This window comes from Streptomyces achromogenes subsp. achromogenes (assembly GCF_000720835.1).
GTDB classification, from domain to species: Bacteria; Actinomycetota; Actinomycetes; order Streptomycetales; family Streptomycetaceae; genus Streptomyces; species Streptomyces achromogenes.
Genome location: NZ_JODT01000021.1, coordinates 1 through 18,106, shown reverse-complemented (window position 1 = coordinate 18,106; position 18,106 = coordinate 1). Strand labels below are relative to the sequence as shown.

Annotated in this window: 19 protein-coding genes and 1 pseudogene; 13 read left to right on the top strand and 7 right to left on the bottom strand. The window is 73.9% G+C overall.

Translation table 11 applies throughout. From position 1 onward, the window contains the following. Positions 1 to 132: 132 nt before the first annotated feature. The 4 genes from IH25_RS0121940 (at position 133) to IH25_RS0121925 (ending at position 4,002) form a co-directional block, all read left to right on the top strand. Positions 133 to 1,650 carry a metallophosphoesterase family protein gene (locus tag IH25_RS0121940; protein ID WP_030613088.1) on the top strand — a complete coding sequence of 506 codons (1,518 nt, stop codon included), beginning with the start codon at positions 133 to 135 and terminating at the stop codon, positions 1,648 to 1,650. Between the two features lie 66 nt (positions 1,651 to 1,716). Further along, positions 1,717 to 2,772 carry an LLM class flavin-dependent oxidoreductase gene (locus tag IH25_RS0121935; RefSeq protein WP_030613085.1) on the top strand — a complete coding sequence of 352 codons (1,056 nt, stop codon included), beginning with the start codon at positions 1,717 to 1,719 and terminating at the stop codon, positions 2,770 to 2,772. 69 nt (positions 2,773 to 2,841) lie between these two features. Further along, positions 2,842 to 3,465 carry a DNA polymerase ligase N-terminal domain-containing protein gene (locus tag IH25_RS0121930; protein WP_030613082.1) on the top strand — a complete coding sequence of 208 codons (624 nt, stop codon included), beginning with the start codon at positions 2,842 to 2,844 and terminating at the stop codon, positions 3,463 to 3,465. 102 nt (positions 3,466 to 3,567) lie between these two features. Then, a complete protein-coding gene (locus IH25_RS0121925) occupies positions 3,568 to 4,002 on the top strand; it encodes a cupin domain-containing protein (RefSeq protein WP_030613080.1) in 435 nt (144 codons plus the stop codon). Positions 4,003 to 4,009: 7 nt separating this feature from the next. Here the strand turns inward: IH25_RS0121925 and IH25_RS0121920 are convergent, their stop codons facing one another. The 3 genes from IH25_RS0121920 to IH25_RS0121910 form a co-directional block, all read right to left on the bottom strand. Continuing rightward, positions 4,010 to 4,477, bottom strand: a complete 468-nt coding sequence (locus IH25_RS0121920; RefSeq protein ID WP_030613077.1) for a peroxiredoxin — start codon at positions 4,475 to 4,477, stop codon at positions 4,010 to 4,012. Then, positions 4,474 to 4,854, bottom strand: coding sequence for a DoxX family protein (locus IH25_RS0121915; RefSeq protein WP_030613075.1), 381 nt, complete (start codon positions 4,852 to 4,854; stop codon positions 4,474 to 4,476). The genes IH25_RS0121920 and IH25_RS0121915 overlap by 4 nt, the downstream gene beginning before the upstream one ends. 576 nt (positions 4,855 to 5,430) lie before the next feature. Continuing rightward, complete coding sequence (locus tag IH25_RS0121910; protein ID WP_342447372.1) at positions 5,431 to 5,802, bottom strand: ATP-binding protein; 372 nt, start codon at positions 5,800 to 5,802, stop codon at positions 5,431 to 5,433. A gap of 277 nt (positions 5,803 to 6,079) precedes the next feature. On the opposite strand from IH25_RS0121910, the gene IH25_RS0121905 reads away from it, so the two are divergent. The 5 genes and pseudogenes from IH25_RS0121905 (at position 6,080) to hemC (ending at position 11,017) form a co-directional block, all read left to right on the top strand. After that, positions 6,080 to 6,847 carry an IclR family transcriptional regulator gene (locus IH25_RS0121905; RefSeq protein WP_030613069.1) on the top strand — a complete coding sequence of 256 codons (768 nt, stop codon included), beginning with the start codon at positions 6,080 to 6,082 and terminating at the stop codon, positions 6,845 to 6,847. Between the two features lie 44 nt (positions 6,848 to 6,891). Beyond that, on the top strand, positions 6,892 to 8,406 hold the full coding sequence (glpK, locus tag IH25_RS0121900; RefSeq protein WP_030613066.1) for a glycerol kinase GlpK: 1,515 nt from the start codon (positions 6,892 to 6,894) through the stop codon (positions 8,404 to 8,406). 121 nt (positions 8,407 to 8,527) lie between these two features. Continuing rightward, positions 8,528 to 8,842, top strand: a pseudogene (locus IH25_RS0121890) (MFS transporter); the annotation flags it as partial. 164 nt (positions 8,843 to 9,006) lie between these two features. Beyond that, positions 9,007 to 9,987: an ATP-dependent DNA ligase gene (locus IH25_RS0121885; protein ID WP_030613060.1), complete on the top strand. Its 981-nt coding sequence runs from the start codon at positions 9,007 to 9,009 to the stop codon at positions 9,985 to 9,987. A gap of 94 nt (positions 9,988 to 10,081) precedes the next feature. Then, on the top strand, positions 10,082 to 11,017 hold the full coding sequence (gene hemC / locus IH25_RS0121880; RefSeq protein ID WP_030613057.1) for a hydroxymethylbilane synthase: 936 nt from the start codon (positions 10,082 to 10,084) through the stop codon (positions 11,015 to 11,017). Between the two features lie 85 nt (positions 11,018 to 11,102). Here hemC and IH25_RS0121875 read toward each other — a convergent pair whose 3' ends face one another. Continuing rightward, a complete protein-coding gene (locus tag IH25_RS0121875) occupies positions 11,103 to 11,627 on the bottom strand; it encodes a hypothetical protein (protein WP_030613054.1) in 525 nt (174 codons plus the stop codon). A gap of 405 nt (positions 11,628 to 12,032) precedes the next feature. Here IH25_RS0121875 and IH25_RS0121870 point away from each other — a divergent pair, with 405 nt between their 5' ends. Beyond that, entirely contained in the window at positions 12,033 to 12,824 is a 792-nt protein-coding gene (locus IH25_RS0121870; protein ID WP_030613051.1) for an RNA polymerase sigma factor SigF, read from the top strand. Between the two features lie 22 nt (positions 12,825 to 12,846). Here IH25_RS0121870 and IH25_RS0121865 read toward each other — a convergent pair whose 3' ends face one another. Beyond that, positions 12,847 to 13,161, bottom strand: coding sequence for an ANTAR domain-containing protein (locus IH25_RS0121865; RefSeq protein ID WP_030613047.1), 315 nt, complete (start codon positions 13,159 to 13,161; stop codon positions 12,847 to 12,849). A 129-nt stretch (positions 13,162 to 13,290) separates the two neighbouring features. Here IH25_RS0121865 and IH25_RS0121860 point away from each other — a divergent pair, with 129 nt between their 5' ends. Continuing rightward, the gene (locus IH25_RS0121860; RefSeq protein WP_030613044.1) at positions 13,291 to 14,106 is read left to right on the top strand and encodes a VOC family protein; all 816 of its coding nucleotides are present in this window, start codon (positions 13,291 to 13,293) and stop codon (positions 14,104 to 14,106) included. Between the two features lie 18 nt (positions 14,107 to 14,124). Here IH25_RS0121860 and glgX read toward each other — a convergent pair whose 3' ends face one another. Continuing rightward, positions 14,125 to 16,269, bottom strand: coding sequence for a glycogen debranching protein GlgX (gene glgX, locus IH25_RS0121855; protein WP_107058433.1), 2,145 nt, complete (start codon positions 16,267 to 16,269; stop codon positions 14,125 to 14,127). Continuing rightward, positions 16,266 to 16,778, bottom strand: coding sequence for a hypothetical protein (locus IH25_RS0121850; protein WP_030613039.1), 513 nt, complete (start codon positions 16,776 to 16,778; stop codon positions 16,266 to 16,268). Before IH25_RS0121850 ends, glgX begins: the two co-directional genes overlap by 4 nt. A 302-nt stretch (positions 16,779 to 17,080) precedes the next feature. On the opposite strand from IH25_RS0121850, the gene IH25_RS0121845 reads away from it, so the two are divergent. Then, positions 17,081 to 17,380, top strand: a complete 300-nt coding sequence (locus tag IH25_RS0121845) for a DUF5133 domain-containing protein (RefSeq protein ID WP_030613036.1) — start codon at positions 17,081 to 17,083, stop codon at positions 17,378 to 17,380. Between the two features lie 111 nt (positions 17,381 to 17,491). After that, a partial coding sequence (locus IH25_RS0121840; protein WP_030613034.1) for a maltotransferase domain-containing protein occupies positions 17,492 to 18,106 on the top strand: 615 nt, incomplete at its 3' end.

Genomic DNA, 18,106 nt, shown 5'->3' with positions numbered 1-18,106 from the left:
GAGATCAAGGCCGTCCGGTGTCACAGCCGTACGGCCGTCGGCGCGGCGGGCCGCAACGGGGCGCCGTCGTAGGGATGTTGGCCGGGGCCCCGGCATCCATGCGCCGACCGGCGCGTTGTTACGGTGCACCGCGTGTCTGACTCCTCACGCGATACCGCACAGGGCGCCGGCTGGGGCGCGGCCCGGCCCGGTACCTACCGGCGGCTGATGCCGGACCACGTCGAGCAGTTGTCGTGGCTGAACCCCCGGATCCTGTGGGCGGCCCGCAACGGCGTGCTCGCGTCCTGGTTCGGCGACCCGACCGGCCGTACCCGCGCCCGCTGGGTGGCCCGGCGGGCGGCAGCCGGGGCACCGGCCGACAAGGTGATCCGGCGGGACGTACCGGAGTCGTTCTCCTTCATGGTCATCGGGGACACCGGCGAGGGCGGCGAGTCCCAGTACGCCGTCGTACCCGGCTTCCTGAGGGCGAGCCGGGGCACCGACTTCGCGGTGCTCGCCAGCGATGTGGTCTATCCCGTCGGCAGCGCCGACGACTACGGCGACAAGTTCTTCCGGCCCTACCAGGACTACCCGGGGCCGATCTACGCGATACCGGGCAACCACGACTGGTACGAGGATCTCGGCGCCTTCATGCGGGTCTTCTGCGCCGACACCCCGCCGCCGGACCCCGAGCCCCGGCCCCGGCCGCTCACCCGCGCCTGGTGGCGCTCGCTGCTGTGGCACCGGGCACGGCCCGCCGACGAACAACGCCTCGCCGCGGCACGGGCGTTGCGGTCGGCGCCGGGACAGCGGGCCGAACAGCCGGGCCCGTACTGGGCGATCGACGCGGGACCGGTGCGGATCGTCGGCATCGACACCGGACTGCTGGGCACGGTCGACGCCGAACAGGGCGCCTGGCTGCGGGAGGTGTCCCGGGGTCCCAGGCCGAAGATCCTCGTCACCGGTTCGCCGCTGTACGTCGACGGCGAGCACCACCCGTGCCCCATCGAGGGTGGCGGCACGGTGGACGACATCGTCCGGGACCCGGAGCACCACTATGTGGCCGCGATCGGCGGCGACATCCACAACTACCAGCGCTACCCGGTGCGGGTGGACGGCCGCACCATCCAGTACGTCGTGGCGGGCGGCGGCGGGGCGTTCACGCACGCCACGCACACCATCCCGCGGGTGTCGGTCGGCGGCGTCACCGAACGCGAGTTCCGCTGCTACCCGCTGCGCGGCGACTCGCTCGCCTTCTACAGCCGCCTGTACGGCCGCCGGCTGCGGCTGCGCCGCCTCTTCCGGCTGACCGAGGCGGAGGCGGCGGCCGTGGTCGCCGAACGCCTCGGCATCGAGCCGGCCCGCGCCCCCGGCCCCGGCACCCGGGTCACCCGCCGTACCCGGCTGGTCGCGGGCCTGCTCGGCACCGGCCGCCGCCCCGACCGGCCCGCCCGGTTCCGGCTGCCCGTGCGCAAGCTCTACACCCAGTTGTTCTCGCCGTCCTCCGCCACCTACAGCCCGCCGTTCTTCAAGTGCTTCCTGCGGCTGGACGTCACGGCTCGGGCCGTGCGGCTGCGCTGCTTCGCCGCGACGGGCAACCTCGCGCAGGAACTCGATCCCCCCGTCGAGGACGAGGTGGTGATCCCGCTGCCGGCGGCCCGGGCGGACTGATCACACGGTTGTCACACTCGCCTGCCAGAATCGGGGCGGAGCAGACACACGACCGCTGGAGGACCCGTGCCGTCCACCTCTCGCCCGCTGCGCAAGCTGGGCTTCCTGACCATCGGCCTGTTCGACGCGGCGGATCCCGGGCGGGGCCACGAGTCCACGCTGCGCCTCATCGAGCTGGGCGAGCGGCTCGGCTTCGACAGTGCCTGGGTCCGCCACCGGCATCTGCAGTACGGCATATCGTCCCCGGTCGCGGTCCTGGCCGCCGCCTCGCAGCGCACCCGGCGGATCCAGCTGGGCACCGCGGTGACGCCGCTCGGCTGGGAGAACCCGCTGCGGCTCGCCGAGGACCTGGCCACGGTCGACGTGCTGTCCGGCGGCCGGCTGAACCCGGGCGTCAGCGTGGGTCCGCCGACGCACTTCGACCAGGTCAAGGGCGCCCTCTACCCGGACACCGCCGACGCGGAGGACTTCGGTTACGAGCGGGTGCGGCGGCTGCTGGACCTGGTGCGCGGCAAGCCCGTCACCGACTTCAGCGGGGCGGAGGGGTTCGAGGTCTACTCCGACATCGTCCAGCCGCACTCCCCCGGGCTCGGGCGGCGGATGTGGTACGGCGGCGGGAGCCTGCGCTCGGCGCGCTGGGCGGGCGAGCACGGCATGAACTTCCTGACCAGCAGCGTGGTGAAGGTGGAGACCACCGCGGCCACCGCGGACGCCGAGGGCGCGGACGGGCCGCCCGACTTCGCCGCGATCCAGGCGGCCCTCATACGGGAGTTCCGGGCCCACCACCCCGACGGGGAGGCGGCCCGGGTCTCCCACGGGCTGGTGGTGATCCCGACCGATTCCGCGAGCCCCGCGCAGCGCGCCAAGTACGCCGAGTACGCGGCCCGGCGGCTGCCCCGCACGACCGCCCCGCAGGGCCCGGCGCGGCAGCTGTTCGCGCCGGACCTGGTCGGCACCTCGGCGGAGCTGGCCGAGCGGCTGCACGCGCACGCCGCGTTCCGCGAGGCCGACGAGGTGGCGTTCGCGCTGCCGTTCACCTTCGAGTACGAGGACTACGTACAGATCCTGACGGACATGGCGACGAAGCTCGGACCGGCCCTGGGGTGGCGGCCCGCCGGGTGACCCGGGCATCGCGGGCCGGACTCCCGGGTACCCGGGGCGCCTGGGCCGGACGCGGGGAAGGAGCCACGGGTGGCGGCGGAGGACCGGCTGCGGACGTACCGCGGCAGGCGCGACTTCGGGCGGACCGGCGAGCCGTCGGGGCGGACGACGGCGGCGGACGGGAGCGGCCGGCCCCGGTTCGTGGTGCAGATCCACGACGCGCGCCGGATGCACTTCGACTTCCGCCTCCAGGTCGGCGACGTGCTGAAGTCCTGGTCCGTCCCCAAGGGCCCGTCCGCCGACCCGGCCGACAAGCAGCTGGCGGTGCCCACCGAGGACCATCCGCTGGAGTACGAGGACTTCGAGGGGGTCATCCCGAAGGGCGAGTACGGCGGCGGGACCGTGATCGTGTGGGACCACGGGACGTACGAACCGCTCAGCCACGACCGCCGGGGGCGCCCGGTGGACTTCGCGGAGTCCCTGGAGCGGGGGCACGCCACCTTCCGGCTGCACGGCGCCAAGCTGCACGGCGAGTACGCCCTCACCCGGTTCCGCGAGGGCGGCGCGGACGGGGAGGAGGCCTGGCTGCTGGTGCGCAAGGGTCCGGCCCGGTCGGGGCACGGCACGCCCGATCCCCGGCGGGCCCGCTCGGTGCGCACCGGCCGCACGCTGGCCCAGGTGGCCGCCGGCACCGGCGGGGACGGAGCCCCCTAGCACGGCGGGGACCCCGGCGACCATCCGGACGCGAGAATTCCGCCCCAGATGCCGGTTTGCGATACGTTTGCGGCGGTATCCGCCCGCGCCCCGGAGGCTCGCATGCGCACCGCACTCCGTACCGCCGTGACCGGCGTCGTCGCCGTCGCCTCCCTCATGACCTGCGGCTCCGTCGGGGCCACCCCGCCGGGGCCCGGCATCACGTCCCGGCTCCTCGCCCAGACCACCGTCGACGGCACCGACTACATCCTGCGGGAGGCCAGGATCCCGCCCGGTCAGACCACCGGCTGGCACTACCACGACGGCCCGGTGTACGGCGTGGTGCGGCAGGGCACCCTCAGCCACTTCGATGCCACGTGCCGGTCGGACGGCGTGTACGGCCCCGGCGAGACGTTCCGGGAACAGGCCGGCCCCGGCCACGTCCACATCGGCCGCAATCTGGGCGACACCCCGCTGGTCCTGGAGCTGCTGTACGTGCTGCCGCACGGCTCGCCGCTCTTCGAGGACGCCCCGAACCCGGGCTGCCCGTTCCAGTGACCCCCGCTCAGCCCCGACGGGCGCGGAGGACGGCGAGGGCCCGGTCGGCGTGGGTGCTCATGCGCAGCTCGCTGCGGACCACCTCCAGGACGGTACGGTCCTCGGCGATCACGAAGGTGACGCGCTTGGTCGGGGCCAGGGAGAAGCCGCGCCGGACGCCGAACCGCTCGCGGACCGTGCCGTCGGCGTCGGAGAGCAGCGGCATGCCGAGCCGGTGCCGGTCGGTGAACTCCCGCTGCTTGTCGACGGCGTCCCCGCTGATGCCGACCGGCCGGGCGCCGACGGCCGCGAACTCGGCGGCCAGGTCCCGGAAGTGGCACGCCTCGGCGGTGCAGCCGGGGGTGAGGGCGGCGGGATAGAAGAAGAGCACGACGGGCCCGCCGGCCAGCAGCTCGGTGAGCCGGCGGGTGGTCCCGGTCTCGTCGGGCAGGGCGAAGTCCTCCGCCGTGTCCCCGACCGCGAGGGGCCTGGTCACGACCGCCCCTCTCCGTCGCGGGCCACGCCGCGCGCCCACAGCACCAGGGGCACCTGGAGGGGCAGCCGGGCCAGGGCCGCCGCCCGCAGCGGGGCCGGCCGGTGGCGCCAGTCCACGGCCATCCGGACGTTGGCCGGGAACACGCCGACGAAGAAGGCGGCCGCCGCCTTCGCTGCCGTCGCGCGGGTGCGGGGGGCGGCGATCCCGGCCGCGAGGGCCAGTTCGACGGCGCCGCTGCCGTACGTCCAGGCCCGGGGCGGGCCCGGCAGCGACCGCGGGATGATCGCGTCGAACTGCCGGGGTACGGCGAAGTGGGCGGCCCCCGCGGCGGCCAGCAGGCCGGCGAGCAGCAGGGGTGAGCGTTCGGACCGGGGCACGGTTCCTCCTGTGGTGGCCTGCCGCCGGATATTACTGGAGCGTAGGCCGGTTCAGGGCCCCGGTGCCGGGTGAACCGGCCGGGCCGGGAGCCCGCCGGGCCGGAGGATCGGCGGGCCCGGGGGCTCGGCGGATCCGGGGGCTCGGAGGGCCCGAGGCTCGGAGGGCCCGAGGCTCGGAGGGCCCGAGGCTCGGAGGGCCCGAGGCTCGGAGGGCCCGAGGCTCGGAGGGCCCGGGGCCCGCCGGGCCGGAGGATCGGCGGACCCGGAAGCTCGACGGACCCGAGGGCTCGACGGACCCGGAAGCTCGACGGACCCGAGGGCTCGGAGGGCCCGAGGCTTAGAGGGCCCGGGGGCCCGCCGGGCCGGAGGATCGGCGGACCCGAGGGCTCGACGGACCCGGGGGCTCGGAGGGTCCGAGGCTCAGAGGACCCGGAGCTCAGAGGACCCGAGGCGCGGCGGACCCGGAACTCGGAGGACCCGGAGCTCGGCGGACCCGAGGCGGGCCCGAGGCGCGGCAGCAGCGTCCTGCCGCTCCGTCGGAGGCCGTCCGGTCGCCGTGGCGGCCGGGAGCCGTCCTCAGGCCGCTACGAGCTCGGCCCAGCGGGTGACCCGCTCGGGGTGGACCCGTATGCCGTGGCGGGTCGCCAGGGCGTGGACGATCGCCTCGCCCCGGCCGTGCTCGTCGGGGTCGATCCCGGCGCGGGACGGCCCCACGGCGGGGTCGGGTCCGGCGTCGGTGACCTCGACCCGCAGGGTCGGAGGGTGATCGCCGCGCACCCAGGACAGCCGGAGTTCGGCCGGCGGCCGGGCGTGCACGACGGCGTTGGTCACCAGCTCCGACACCACGAGCAGCGAGTCCTCGACGATCTCCGGACTCACGCTCCACTCGGCGAGGAGCGCCGCCGCCCGCCGGCGTACGGCGGAGACGGCTCCGGCGACGGGAGGCACCGGACACACGTGTTCATGTGCCACCCGAAGCAGGGCATTGAGCTGGGCCACCATGTTCTCTCCCGATGTACTGCCGGTCTCGCGCGCTCGTCTCGGCGTCTTCCGGGCCTCAAAGCACGCTAGGGAGACAAATCGGGCGGGTCAATGAACGTGGGTCGGCATTACCGAACGCCCCCGTCGCACCCCGGCCCCGGCCTCGCTCTTCCACGAGCCGCCGGGCCCCGTCGTCCGGCCGCCCCGCGGGGCGAAGCCTCCCCTGCGGTAATAGGCTCGCCTCATGGCCGGACCGGTCCAGTCGATCGAGCGGGCGGCGGCGATTCTGCGGCTGCTCGCCGGCGGGCCCCGCCGACTCGGACTCGGCGAGGTGGCGGCCTCGCTCGGGCTGGCGAAGGGCACCGCCCACGGCATCCTGCGCACGCTTCAGCACGTCGACTTCGTGGAGCAGGACGCGGCCACCGGGAAGTACCAGCTCGGCGCCGCCCTGTTGCACCTGGGCACCAGCTACCTGGACGTCAACGAGCTGCGCTCACGCTCCCTGAACTGGGCCGACGCCCTGGCCGCCCGCAGCGGGGAGGCGGTGCGTCTGGGCACCCCGCTGGAGGGCAGGGTCCTCGTCGTCCACCATGTTTTCCGGCCGGACGACAGCTTCCAGACCCTGGACGTGGGCGCGCTGCTGCCGCTGCACGCGTCCTCGCTCGGCAAGGTGCTGCTGGCCTTCGGCACGGCGACGGCCGAACCGGACCGGGCGCCGGGGCTGGAGGCGTACACCCGGCACACCCTGGCCGATCCCGAGCGGCTCGCCCGGGCGCTCGCCGCCGTCCGGGAAGCCGGATGGGCGGCCGAGATCCAGGAGATGACCATGGGCGAGGCCGGGATCGCCGCGCCGATCCGGGGCCACGGCGGGCTCGTCGTGGGCGCCATCGGGCTGTCCGGGCCGGTGGAGCGGATCTGCGACGGCCAGGGCCGGCCCCGCCCCGCGCTGATCAGCCTGCTCCGCGAGGCGGCCCGGGCGATCTCCAGAGACCTGGGAGCCGCCCGCTGGTAGGCCGGGGCGGCCGCCCCCAGATCCGTCGGAAGGCAGACCCGATCATGGCTGAACGGTATGTGATGTCGGTCGACCAGGGCACCAACTCGACCCGCTGCATCCTCTTCGACCACCGGGGGCGGCTGGTGTCGGTCGCGCAGCGGGAGCACCGGCAGCACTTCCCGCGGCCCGGCTGGGTGGAGCACGACGCCGTCGAGATCTGGCAGAACCTGCGCCGGGTGGTGCCCGAGGCCCTGTCCCTCGCCGGCGTCGGCACGGCACAGGTCGCCGCGATCGGACTGGCCAACCAGCGGGAGACGACGGTGCTCTGGGACCGGCGGACCGGCGCCCCGCTGGGCCGGGCGATCGTCTGGCAGGACACCCGTACCGCGCCGCTGGTCGAGGAGCTCCTGCGCCATCCCGGCGAGACGTTCTTCCTCGAGCGGTGCGCCCTGCCGCCCTCCACCTATTTCTCGGCGCTGCGGATCCGCTGGCTGTTCGACCACGTCAAGGGTGTCGAGCAGCGCGCCCGGGACGGCGAGGTGCTGTTCGGGACGATGGAGAGCTGGCTGCTGTGGAATCTCACCGGGGGCGCCGACGGCGGCCTGCACCTCACCGACGCCACCAACGCCGGCCGCACGATGCTGATGAACATCCACACCCTCGCCTGGGACGACGAACTGCTGGACTTCTTCGGCGTGCCCCGCCCGATGCTGCCCGAGATCCGTCCCTCCGCCGAACGGTACGGCGAGACGCGCGCGCTGCTGCCCGGCATCCCCCTCACCGCCGCCCTGGGCGACCAGCAGGCCGCGCTCTTCGGCCAGACCTGCTTCTCCCCCGGCGAGGCCAAGTGCACCTACGGCACCGGAGCCTTCCTGCTGCTCAACACCGGCGGCGAGGTCGTACGCTCCCGGCACGGGCTGCTCACCACCGTCGCCTACAAGATCGGTGACCAGCCCCCGGCCTACGCCCTGGAGGGGTCGATCGCGGTCACCGGCGCGCTCGTGCAGTGGTTCCGCGACCGCCTGGGGCTGATCAGCAGCGCCCCGGAGATAGAGACCCTCGCGCGCACGGTGGAGGACAACGGCGGCTGCTACATCGTCCCGGCCTTCTCGGGCCTGTTCGCGCCGCACTGGCGCAGCGACGCGCGGGGGGTCATCGTCGGCCTCACCTCGTACATCACCAAGGGGCACCTGGCGCGGGCGGTGCTGGAGGCCACGGGATGGCAGACCCGGGAGGTCGTCGACGCGATGAACGCCGACTTCCCGGTCCCCCTGCCGCAGCTCAAGGTGGACGGCGGCATGACCTCGGACAACCTGCTCATGCAGTTCGTGGCCGATGTGCTCGACGTGCCCGTGGTGCGGCCCATGGTCGCCGAGACGGTCTCCCTCGGCGCCGCCTACGCGGCCGGCCTCGCCGCCGGCTACTGGCCCGATCTGGAGGTACTGCGCCGCAACTGGCACCGGGCCGCGCAGTGGCTGCCCGGCATGGACGCCGAGCAGCGGGAGACGGAGTACGGCGACTGGAAGCGGGCCGTCGAGCGGTCCCTGGGCTGGGCCGGACCACCGCACACCCACTGACCCCGCGCTCCGCCGGTGCTGGGCCCGGTACGGAAGGCGTGCGCACCGGCGGCCGGTTCGACCTGGCCGGCGCGCTCGGCATGGCCGTCGGGCTGGTCCCGCTGCTGCTCGCCGTCTGGCCTACGGCGCCATGCCGGCGCTGATCACGGGCGCGGTCCCGCCCTCGGAGACGGCCGCCGCGAACAGCCTCAACACGCTGATGCGGTCGATCGGCACCTCTGTGGCCGGTGCCGTGGCGGGCGTGATCCCGGCCCGGATGACGACCAGCCTCGGCGGCCACGTGCTGCCGTCCGGGAACGGCTTGAAGGCCGTCATGGCCCTCGGCGCGGGCGCGGCTGCCCTCGCCTTCCTGCTCGCCGGGCTCCTCCCCCGGCACCGCCCGGCCGGCGTGCCGGCCACGACGGCCCCCGAGGCATCGGCCGAGCCGGTGGGCTGACACCGCGGCCGCCCTGCCCGGAGCCGGCCGACCGCGCCCGGACGCCACGGCGCGAGCCGCTCCGCCGGCGGCCGGGAGCCGCGGCGCGGGACCGTTCAGGGGAACCATGGAGGAAAGGCGCGTGAGCGCGGCGGGGCCGGTCGAGATGTTCTGCCGTGACCGCCGTGCCCCTGCCGTTCATCGCGCCGATGCTCGCCACCCCCGGCAGCCTGCCGCCCGCCGCCCAGGACCGGCGGTGGGCGTACGAGACGAAGCAGGACGGCCAGCGGGTGATGGTCTATCTGCCCGGCGACGGCAGTGTGCTGCTGCGCGCCCGCTCCGGCGAGGACATCACCGCGGCCTACCCCGAACTCCGGCCGCTGGGCGCCGCGCTGGGCCCCACGCCCGCCGTGCTGGACGGCGAGGTGCTGGCCCTGGACGAGCGGGGACGGGCCGACTTCCAGCTGCTGCAGAGCCGGATGGGGCTCGCGCACGCCCCCGCGCTGGCGGCGCGCCGGGCCGCTCGGGTGCCGGTGCACCTGGTGCTGTTCGACGTGCCGTACCTGACCGAGCCGCTGCTCCGGCTGCCGTACGCGCGGCGGCGGGCCCGGCTGGAGGAGCTGGACCTGGCCGGGCCGTACTGGTCGACCCCGCGCGCGGTGACGGGACACGGCGCCGAGGCGCTGCGCGCCACCCGGGAGCACGGGCTGGAGGGTCTGGTGTGCAAGCGGCTGGACTCGGTGTACGAGCCCGGGGTCCGCTCACGCGCCTGGGTGAAGATCCGGAACATGCGTGCCGAGGACGTGATCATCGGCGGCTGGCTGCCCGGCAAGGGCCGGCTGACCGGACTGCCCGGGGCGGTGCTGGCCGGGCAGCGCGACGCGGAGGGCCGGCTGCGCTACGTCGGCGGGGTGGGCACCGGCTGGAGCGAGGCGGAACGCGTCCGGCTGGCGGAGCTGCTGCGGGAGGCGGCGAGCGACCGGTGCCCCTTCGACCCGGTGCCGAGGATCCCCCGGGCACGCTGGGTGGCGCCCCGGCTGGTGGGCGAGGTCAGTTACAGCACCCGTACCCGGCACGGCATGCTGCGCCAGCCGTCCTGGCTGCGCTCGCGCCCGGACCTCACGCCCGAGGAGTCGGCGGCGGACCTGCCGCAGGAGCCGGGGTAGGAGCCGCGGGACGCGCGGCGGGCGGGCCCTGCCCCGCGTGGCGCGGCGGCTCCCGCGACCGGTGCCGCACCGGCCCAGGGTCTATCGTGTCCCCATGTCTGCACCGGAATTGATCCGTATCGTCTCCCGCGACTCCCCCATGGCCCTGGCCCAGGTCGAGCGGGTCCGTGCCGAGCTGGCCGTACTGCACCCGGGGGTGCGCACGGAGGTCGTCCCGGTGAAGACGACCGGCGACAAGTGGCTGGGCGATCTCTCCCAGGTCGAGGGCAAGGGGGCGTTCACCAAGGAGGTGGACGCGGCCCTCCTGGCCGGGGAGGCGGACCTCGCGGTGCACTGCGTGAAGGACGTGCCCGCCGACCGGCCGCTGCCCGCCGGCACGGTGTTCGCCGCGTTCCTGAAGCGGGACGACATCCGGGACGCGCTGGTGCACCCGGGCGGGCTGACCCTGGACGAGCTGCCGGCCGGCACCCGGATCGGCACCTCCTCGGTCCGCCGGATCGCCCAACTGGCCGCGACCCACCCGCATCTGGAGTGCGTGCCGTTCCGCGGCAACGCCAACCGCCGGCTGGAGAAGCTGGCGGCGGGCGAGGCGGACGCGCTGCTGCTCGCGGTGTCCGGTCTGGAGCGGATCGGCCGCAGTGACGTCATCAGCGAGGTGCTGTCGACGGAGACGATGATGCCACCGATCGGCGCCGGCATCCTGGCCCTGCAGTGCCGGGAGGGCGACACCGGGCTGATCGACCTGGTCAGCGGGCTCGGCGACCCGGACACCCACCGGGAGGCGACGGCCGAGCGGATGTTCCTGCATGTGCTGCAAGGGCACTGCAACAGCCCGATCGCCGGGTACGCCCGCGTGGACCGCGGCGGCGAACTCTCGCTGCGCGCCTGCGTGTTCACCGCCGACGGCAAGACGCGGCTGAACGCCCACGAGTGGGCGGGGCGGCTCGATCCGGCCACCCTCGGCACCTCGGTCGCGGTCGCGCTGCTGCGGCAGGGCGCGCGGGAGATCATCGACGGCATCCCGCACTGAACCGCGCACGGCGTCCCGCACCGCACCACGTACGGCGTCCCGCGCGGGGCCGCGTACGGCGGGCCCGCGCCGCGCCGGTCGCGCGTCAGGCGGAGCCCGGCTCCGCCTGGTCCCGCAGGAAGGCGGAGACCTGGTGGGCCAGGCTGCCCTGGCCGGTGGCCGCGGGGGTGGCCGCCGGGGCCGGCTCCAGGACGCCGATGCCGCCCGCCCACAGCCGGCGGCCGGTCCAGTCGTCGTCCACCCGCAGCTGCACCTGTACATCCACGTGGCCGAGGGCGGTCTCGGGCGCGGCGGCGTAGATCACGGCGGTGGCCCGGCGCAGCGGATAGACGTCGAAGCCCTCGACGAACTGGGAGTTGCGCCAGTCGATGAAGGCGCCCTCGCCGTCCGGGCCCACGCGCACGTCGATCTGGCCGTCCTCCAGGTGGATGCCGTAGGGCCGGGCGCCGCGGTTCTCCACGGTCACGCGGACACTGAAATACGTCAGCCCGGCGGCGGCGTCGTCCCGTCCGCGCGGAGGCTCGGCCGCCTCCAGGCGGTGGACGCGGACCCGCAGACCGGCATGCTCGTCGTACTCCTGCCAGTCACCGACCACGTTCGGCTCGTACACAGTGCCCCTCTCGACCTTCGAGAGCTGCTGTCTATCTGTGCGCCGAGCGCACTGTCAAATGACGGGAACGCAGCGTGGTCAGGGGAATTGACCCCCGTCGGGCGGTGATCAAGCGCTGCCCAGGAAGAACTCGTCCGCGGCGGGTGCGGGCCGCCGGGCCGGGCGTGCCGCACATCACGTCCCGGACCGGGCCGGCGATCTTTGGCACCCCTTAGTCCGGTTCGCCACATTTATTATTATTTGTTTGGAGGTGTCCCTCGGCGGGAAAGGGCAGAGGGAAGTGCTTCGGACAGGAGGCACGTCCGTGGGAGACGGCATGGCCCGCCCCCGGTGTCCCCCTCCATGGTCCGAGCGCACCTCCCACGGTGTCTGTCCCCCCAGCACCTGCTGAGAGAGGTGCGCGCGATGCGTGTCACTGGCAGCACGAAATCCCATCCCCACGACGACGCCCCGGACACGGGCGCCGCTTTCGAGCGGCTCGCCCTGCTGCCCGACGGCCCCGAGCGCCGGGCGCTCAGGGACGAGCTGGTCCGGTTGTGGCTGCCCATGGCCGAGCGGATCGCGGTGCGGTTCCGCGGCCGTGGCGAGGCACTGGAGGATCTGTACCAGGTGGCCGCGCTGGGCCTGGTCAAGGCCGTCGACCACTACGATCCGGCCCGGGGCCGCGCCTTCGAGGCGTACGCGGTCCCCACCATCACCGGGGAGATCAAGCGGCACTTCCGGGACCACATGTGGACCCTGCACGTGCCCCGCCGGGTGCAGGACCTGCGCAACCGGGTCCGCGCCGCCGTGAAGGACCTGGCGCAGACCTCCACGGGCCGGGCGCCCACCGTCGCGGAGATCGCCGCGTACGCCCGGCTCAGCGAGGACGAGGTGCGCACCGGCATGGAGGCGCTGGAGTGCTTCTCCGCGCTGTCGCTGGACGCCGAGGTCTCCGGCACGGACGGCTACGCCCTCGGGGACTCCCTGGGCGGACCGGACCCCGGCTACGACCTCGTCGTGGACCGGGCCGCGGTCAGGCCGTGCCTGGAGGCGCTGCCCGAACGCGAGCGCACCATTCTCTACCTGCGCTTCTTCCAGGGCATGACACAGAGCTGCATCGCCTCGCAGCTCGGCATCTCGCAGATGCACGTCTCACGGCTGCTGAGCGGCTGCTTCGACCGGCTGCGCGAGGAACTGCTCACGGAGGTCCGCTGACCCCCGCACCGCACGGCCGCCCCTACTGCCCCTCGGTCCCCGGCAGCCGCGTGGGCCCGTACCGGTCCAGGGCGTCCTCCAGCTCGGTCCGGATGTGGTCCGGGAGGTCTCCGCGCCGCCCCCAGATCAGGAGCAGCTCGGCGATGTGGCGCAGCTTGATGTTGGTGTGCTGGGAGACTTCTTTGAGGATCTGCCAGCCCTGGTCCGGGGTGACCCGGGCGAGGGCCACCACCATGCCGATCGCCTGGTCCACGACCGCGTGCGAGGCCATGGCCTCCTTCAACTGGTCGACCTCCGCCTGCAACGCGGCGATCCGGTCCGGCTCGCTCTCTGCCATCCCTCCATCGTGCGCAGGGGCCCGCACCCCTGCCACCCGGGGTACCCGGGAGGCAGGTCGACCCGGTCCGGCCGGATACTGGTGTCGTACCGGTGGCCGCCCGGGCCCCGAGAGCAGGACGCGACTGCCATGAACCACCACAGCCCCGCCGGCGGCGCGCCGCGCGACAAAGAGGTCGTCTCCACCCACTCGGTCTTCGGCGCGCCCTGCTGGGTGAGCCTGACCAGCCGTGATCTTCAGGCCACCCAGGAGTTCTACACGGCCGTGCTGGGCTGGCAGTGGCGCACCGCCAAGCTCGGCGAGCACTTCCGGATCGCCCTCGCGAACGGGGTCCCGGTCGCCGGGATCGCCGCCGTGGCCTCCATGTGGCAGATGGCGGTGGCGTGGACGCCGTACTTCGCGGTGCGGGACGCGGACGTGGCCGTGGCCCGGGTCCGGGAGCGCGGCGGTACGGCGGCGGTCGGGCCGCTGTCCTTCCCGCCCGGCCGGGCGGCGCTGCTCGCCGACCGGGACGGCGCCACGTTCGGGATCTGGCAGGGCGACCTGGTCACCAACTGGGAGGCGTGGCGGCAGGCGGCCCCCACCTTCGTACGGCTGCACACCCGGGACGCCTTCGACGCCGCGATGTTCTACGGCGAGACCCTGGACTGGGCGACCGGGCAGCCGGGCTGCTGCGAGGTGGAGTACGACGGCGGCGAGGTGCTGCTGCGCAGCGAGGGCGACGTGGTGGCGCGCATCGACTCGGGCGCGGTGGAGGCCGCCCCGGACCCCTCGGTGCGCCCGCACTGGCAGATCCACTTCGCGGTGACCGACGTGCCGGCCTGCGCCCGCGCCGCGGAGAAGCACGGCGGCAGCGTGCTGCGCGAGGACGGCGAGCGGGAGGCGATCCTGCGGGACGCCGACGGCGCGCAGTTCACGGTGACGGCGCGCGGCGTCTGCTGCTGAGCACCGGCCGCCCCCGGTTCAGCCCGTGGTGCGGGACGGGCGGGACAGCAGGACCAGGCTGCGGGCCTCCAGGCGGAGCCGGGTGCCCGCCTTGTGTTCGCGCTCGTCGGGGACGCCCTCGGGGTCGGCGGTGTCGATCAGCGTGGTCCAGCGCTCGCCGAAGGAGTCGTCGGGCAGCCGGAAGACGACCGGCTCCCAGTAGCCGTTGACCAGCAGCAGGAAGGAGTCGTCGGCCATGCGGCGGCCGTGGGGGTCGCGTTCGGCGATGGCGTCGCCGTTGAGGAACGCGCCGACCGAGTGCGCGTCCGCGCGCTGCCAGTCCCGGTCGGTCATCTCGCGGGCGTCGGGCCGCAGCCACACCAGGTCGGGCAGCGGCTGCCGGGCGTTGGTCGCGGTCTCGCCGCGGAAGAAGCGGCGCCGGCGCAGCACCGGGTGCGCGGCGCGCAGGGCGATCAGGCGCCGGGTGAACGCGGTCAGGGCGCGCTGTTCCTCGGTGAGGTCCCAGTCCACCCAGGAGGTCTCGTTGTCCTGGCAGTAGGCGTTGTTGTTGCCGCGCTGGGTGCGGCCGAGCTCGTCGCCGTGGCAGAGCATCGGGATGCCCTGGGACAGCAGCAGCGTGGCCAGCAGGTTGCGCTGCTGGCGGGCGCGCAGTTCGAGGACGGCCGGGTCGTCGGTGTCGCCCTCCGCGCCGCAGTTCCAGGACCGGTTGTGGCTCTCGCCGTCCCGGTTGTCCTCGCCGTTGGCCTCGTTGTGCTTGTCGTTGTACGACACCAGGTCGCGCAGCGTGAAACCGTCGTGGGCGGTGACGAAGTTGACGCTCGCGCGCGGCCGGCGCCGGCTGTGCTGGTAGATGTCGGAGGAGCCGGTGAGCCGGGAGGCGAACTCGCCGAGCGAGCCGGATTCGGCCCGCCAGAAGTCCCGTACCGCGTCCCGGTACTTGCCGTTCCACTCCGACCACAGCGGCGGGAAGTTGCCCACCTGGTAGCCGCCCTCGCCCACGTCCCACGGCTCGGCGATCAGCTTGACCCGGCTGATCACCGGGTCCTGCTGGATCAGGTCGAAGAACGCCGAGAGCCGGTCCACCTCGTGGAACTGCCGGGCGAGGGTGGCCGCGAGGTCGAAGCGGAAGCCGTCGACGTGCATCTCGGTGACCCAGTACCGCAGCGAGTCCATGATCAGCTGGAGCACGTAGGGGTGCCGCATCAGCAGGCTGTTGCCGGTGCCGGTGGTGTCGTAGTAGTGCGCCCAGTCGCCGTCGACCAGACGGTAGTAGGAGGCGTTGTCGATGCCCCGGAAGGACAGCGTGGGGCCCAGCTCGTTGCCCTCGGCGGTGTGGTTGTAGACCACGTCGAGGATGACTTCGAGACCGGCCGCGTGCAGCGCCTTCACCATGGCCTTGAACTCGTTGACCTGCTGGCCGAGGCTGCCGAAGGCGGCGTAGGCGTTGTGCGGGGCGAAGAAGCCGATGGTGTTGTAGCCCCAGTAGTTGGACAGGCCGCGGTCCCGCAGGATGCCGTCCTGGACGAACTGGTGCACCGGCATCAGCTCCACCGCCGTCACCCCGAGCGAGGTGAGGTGCTCGGTGACGGCCGGGTGCGCGAGCCCGGCGTAGGTGCCGCGCAGCCGCTCGGGGACGTCCGGGTGGGTGCGGGTCAGCCCGCGGACGTGGGTCTCGTAGATGACCGAGTCCGCGTACGGGGTGCGGGGCGGGCGGTCGTCGCCCCAGTCGAAGAACGGGTCGGTGACCACGCCCAGCATGGAGTGGCCGGCGCTGTCGGCCGGGGCCGGGCCGTCCGGGGCGCGTTCGTAGAGCGAGGGGTGGTTGTCGATCTGGCCGTCCACGGCGCGGGCGTACGGGTCGAGCAGCAGCTTCGCCGGGTTGCAGCGGTGGCCGAACGCGGGCTGCCAGGGCCCGTGCACCCGGTAGCCGTAGCGCTGTCCGGGACCGATGCCGGGCAGGTAGGCGTGCCAGACGAAACCGTCGACCTCGTGCAGCCGGACCGGCCGCTCGGCGCCGGAGTCGTCGACGAGGATCAGGTCCACGCGCTCGGCGACCTCGCTGAACAGGGCGAAGTTGGTGCCCTGTCCGTCGAAGGAGGCCCCCAACGGGTAGGGGTGCCCGATCCAGGCGGGCACCCCTGTGCGGGAGGTACGGGCGGTCACCGGCTGCCCTCCAGGGTGGCGCCGTGGGCGGGCGCCGGACCGGCCAGCACGGTCACCGGCTCGTCGCGGGGCACCTTCAGGCCGGTGCGCAGCGCGGGGTCGGGGGCGAGGGGGACCAGCGGGACGCGCTGGCCGGCCCGGGCGCGCTGCGAGAACCAGATGATGGTGCTGCCGGTGTGGGTGGCGCAGCAGCCCCAGCCGTCGCTCATGGCGGCGATGTCCGCCAGGCAGGACCGCAGGTCCGCCTCCGGGCGCAGATCGGGGTCCTCGCCGCCGAGGGCGGTGATGAGGTGCTGGCCGTTCCACCACATCTCGATGGAGGTGTGCTTGTTCCTCGCATGCGCGTCGATCGCCCGGAGCAGCAGTTCGGCGCCGCGGCGGACGGGCTCCACGAGGTTGTCGAGATCCCAGTGGCGCAGATGGGCGGCCAGGATGCGGCCGACCTGTCCCACCCGTTCCGGACCGACCTCCACGTCGAGGTGGTAGTAGCAGGGCACTGCGGTCTTCATCGTCGCTTGCTCCTCACCGGCGAAGCTCTCGCTCCCCTCGCCCGCCCGGAGGGATTTCCGGACACCCAGCGTGAGCGTTGATCGCTTCAGAGTCACTTCCACGGTGCGGGCACTACGCCATTCGTGCAACACGAGCCGCCGGCGACCCCACTCGTTGAAGATCCAACAAGACGCTGCGTCGTCGCGCGTGCACCATGAGTGAAAGCCTCGATCGCCGTAACGGTGCCGTGCCCTCCCCTGCGCGGACACCACCCGACCGTCGGGAACGCGCCCAGTCGAGAGCGTGGAGGGTGAAGAGGGCCATGCTGCTACCCGCCAAGGCCGAAGTGGCCCGGCAGTTGCGGCGTTACCGGGCGTGGGAGCGGGTGATGCTCGCCGCGCCGCACGACCGCACGGTCCGGGCCACCTTCGAGGACTCGGGTTACACCCTGTGCGTGCTGATGGGCAAGCGCTGCGCCCGCGAGGCCGTGGAGGCGGCCGAGCGCTATCTGCGCACGAACCTGGTCACCTATCTGCGAGAGCAGGACGGGCGGCCGCAGCCGCGCCGGACGGCGAGAAGAGGGCCGCCGTCGGAGCGGCGTTCCACGGCGCCAAGCCCCTGACCTGGCACCGTACAAGGCGTTCCCTGTGGGTCCGGCGAGACGCCGGCCCGTCTTATCGGATCGCGGAGCCGGGCCGGGCGCCCGGCTCCGCGCACGGCGGAGGTGAGATACATGCGCAGGACCCCGGCCATCGGCCGTGTACCGGTACGTGACGTCCGGCCGGCCGTGGAGTGCGGCAGGCGCCCGGCGAAAGCGGTGGCCGGGGAGACGTTCGAGGTCACGGCCACCGTGTTCCGCGAAGGGCATGACGCCGTGGGCGCGAACGTGGTCCTGCGCGATCCGACGGGCCGGCGCGGCCCCTGGACCCCGATGCGGGAGCTGGCGCCGGGCAGCGACCGCTGGGGTGCCGAGATCACCCCGGACGTGACGGGGCGCTGGACCTTCCGTGTGGAGGCGTGGAGCCATCCGCTGGCGACCTGGCGGCACACCGCGTCGGTGAAGGTGCCGGCCGGGATCGACACCGGCCTGGTGCTGGAGGAGGGCGCGGAGCTGTACGAGCGGGCCGCCGCCGGGGTGCCCAAGGGGGCCGAGCGGGACCTGGTGCTGGCCGCGGCGCGTGCCCTCGGCGACGACACCCTGTCGGTCCACCACCGGCTGAAGGCGGCGCTGTCCCCCGAGGTGGAAGACGTGCTGGCCCGGTATCCGTTGCGGGAGCTGGTCACCGCCTCCGACGCGATGCCGTTGCTGGTGGAGCGCGAACGGGCCCTGTACGGCTCCTGGTACGAG

Bases quoted from the DNA above. Each gene is read 5' to 3' on its own strand.
- IH25_RS0121850 (WP_030613039.1), bottom strand. From the start codon at position 16,778: ATGAAGACCGCAGTGCCCTGCTACTACCACCTCGACGTGGAGGTCGGT.
- IH25_RS0121905 (WP_030613069.1), top strand. From the start codon at position 6,080: ATGGCCGGACCGGTCCAGTCGATCGAGCGGGCGGCGGCGATTCTGCGG.
- IH25_RS0121845 (WP_030613036.1), top strand. From the start codon at position 17,081: ATGCTGCTACCCGCCAAGGCCGAAGTGGCCCGGCAGTTGCGGCGTTAC.
- IH25_RS0121865 (WP_030613047.1), bottom strand. From the start codon at position 13,161: ATGGCAGAGAGCGAGCCGGACCGGATCGCCGCGTTGCAGGCGGAGGTC.
- IH25_RS0121925 (WP_030613080.1), top strand. From the start codon at position 3,568: ATGCGCACCGCACTCCGTACCGCCGTGACCGGCGTCGTCGCCGTCGCC.
- IH25_RS0121860 (WP_030613044.1), top strand. From the start codon at position 13,291: ATGAACCACCACAGCCCCGCCGGCGGCGCGCCGCGCGACAAAGAGGTC.
- glpK (WP_030613066.1), top strand. From the start codon at position 6,892: ATGGCTGAACGGTATGTGATGTCGGTCGACCAGGGCACCAACTCGACC.
- IH25_RS0121870 (WP_030613051.1), top strand. From the start codon at position 12,033: ATGCGTGTCACTGGCAGCACGAAATCCCATCCCCACGACGACGCCCCG.
- hemC (WP_030613057.1), top strand. From the start codon at position 10,082: ATGTCTGCACCGGAATTGATCCGTATCGTCTCCCGCGACTCCCCCATG.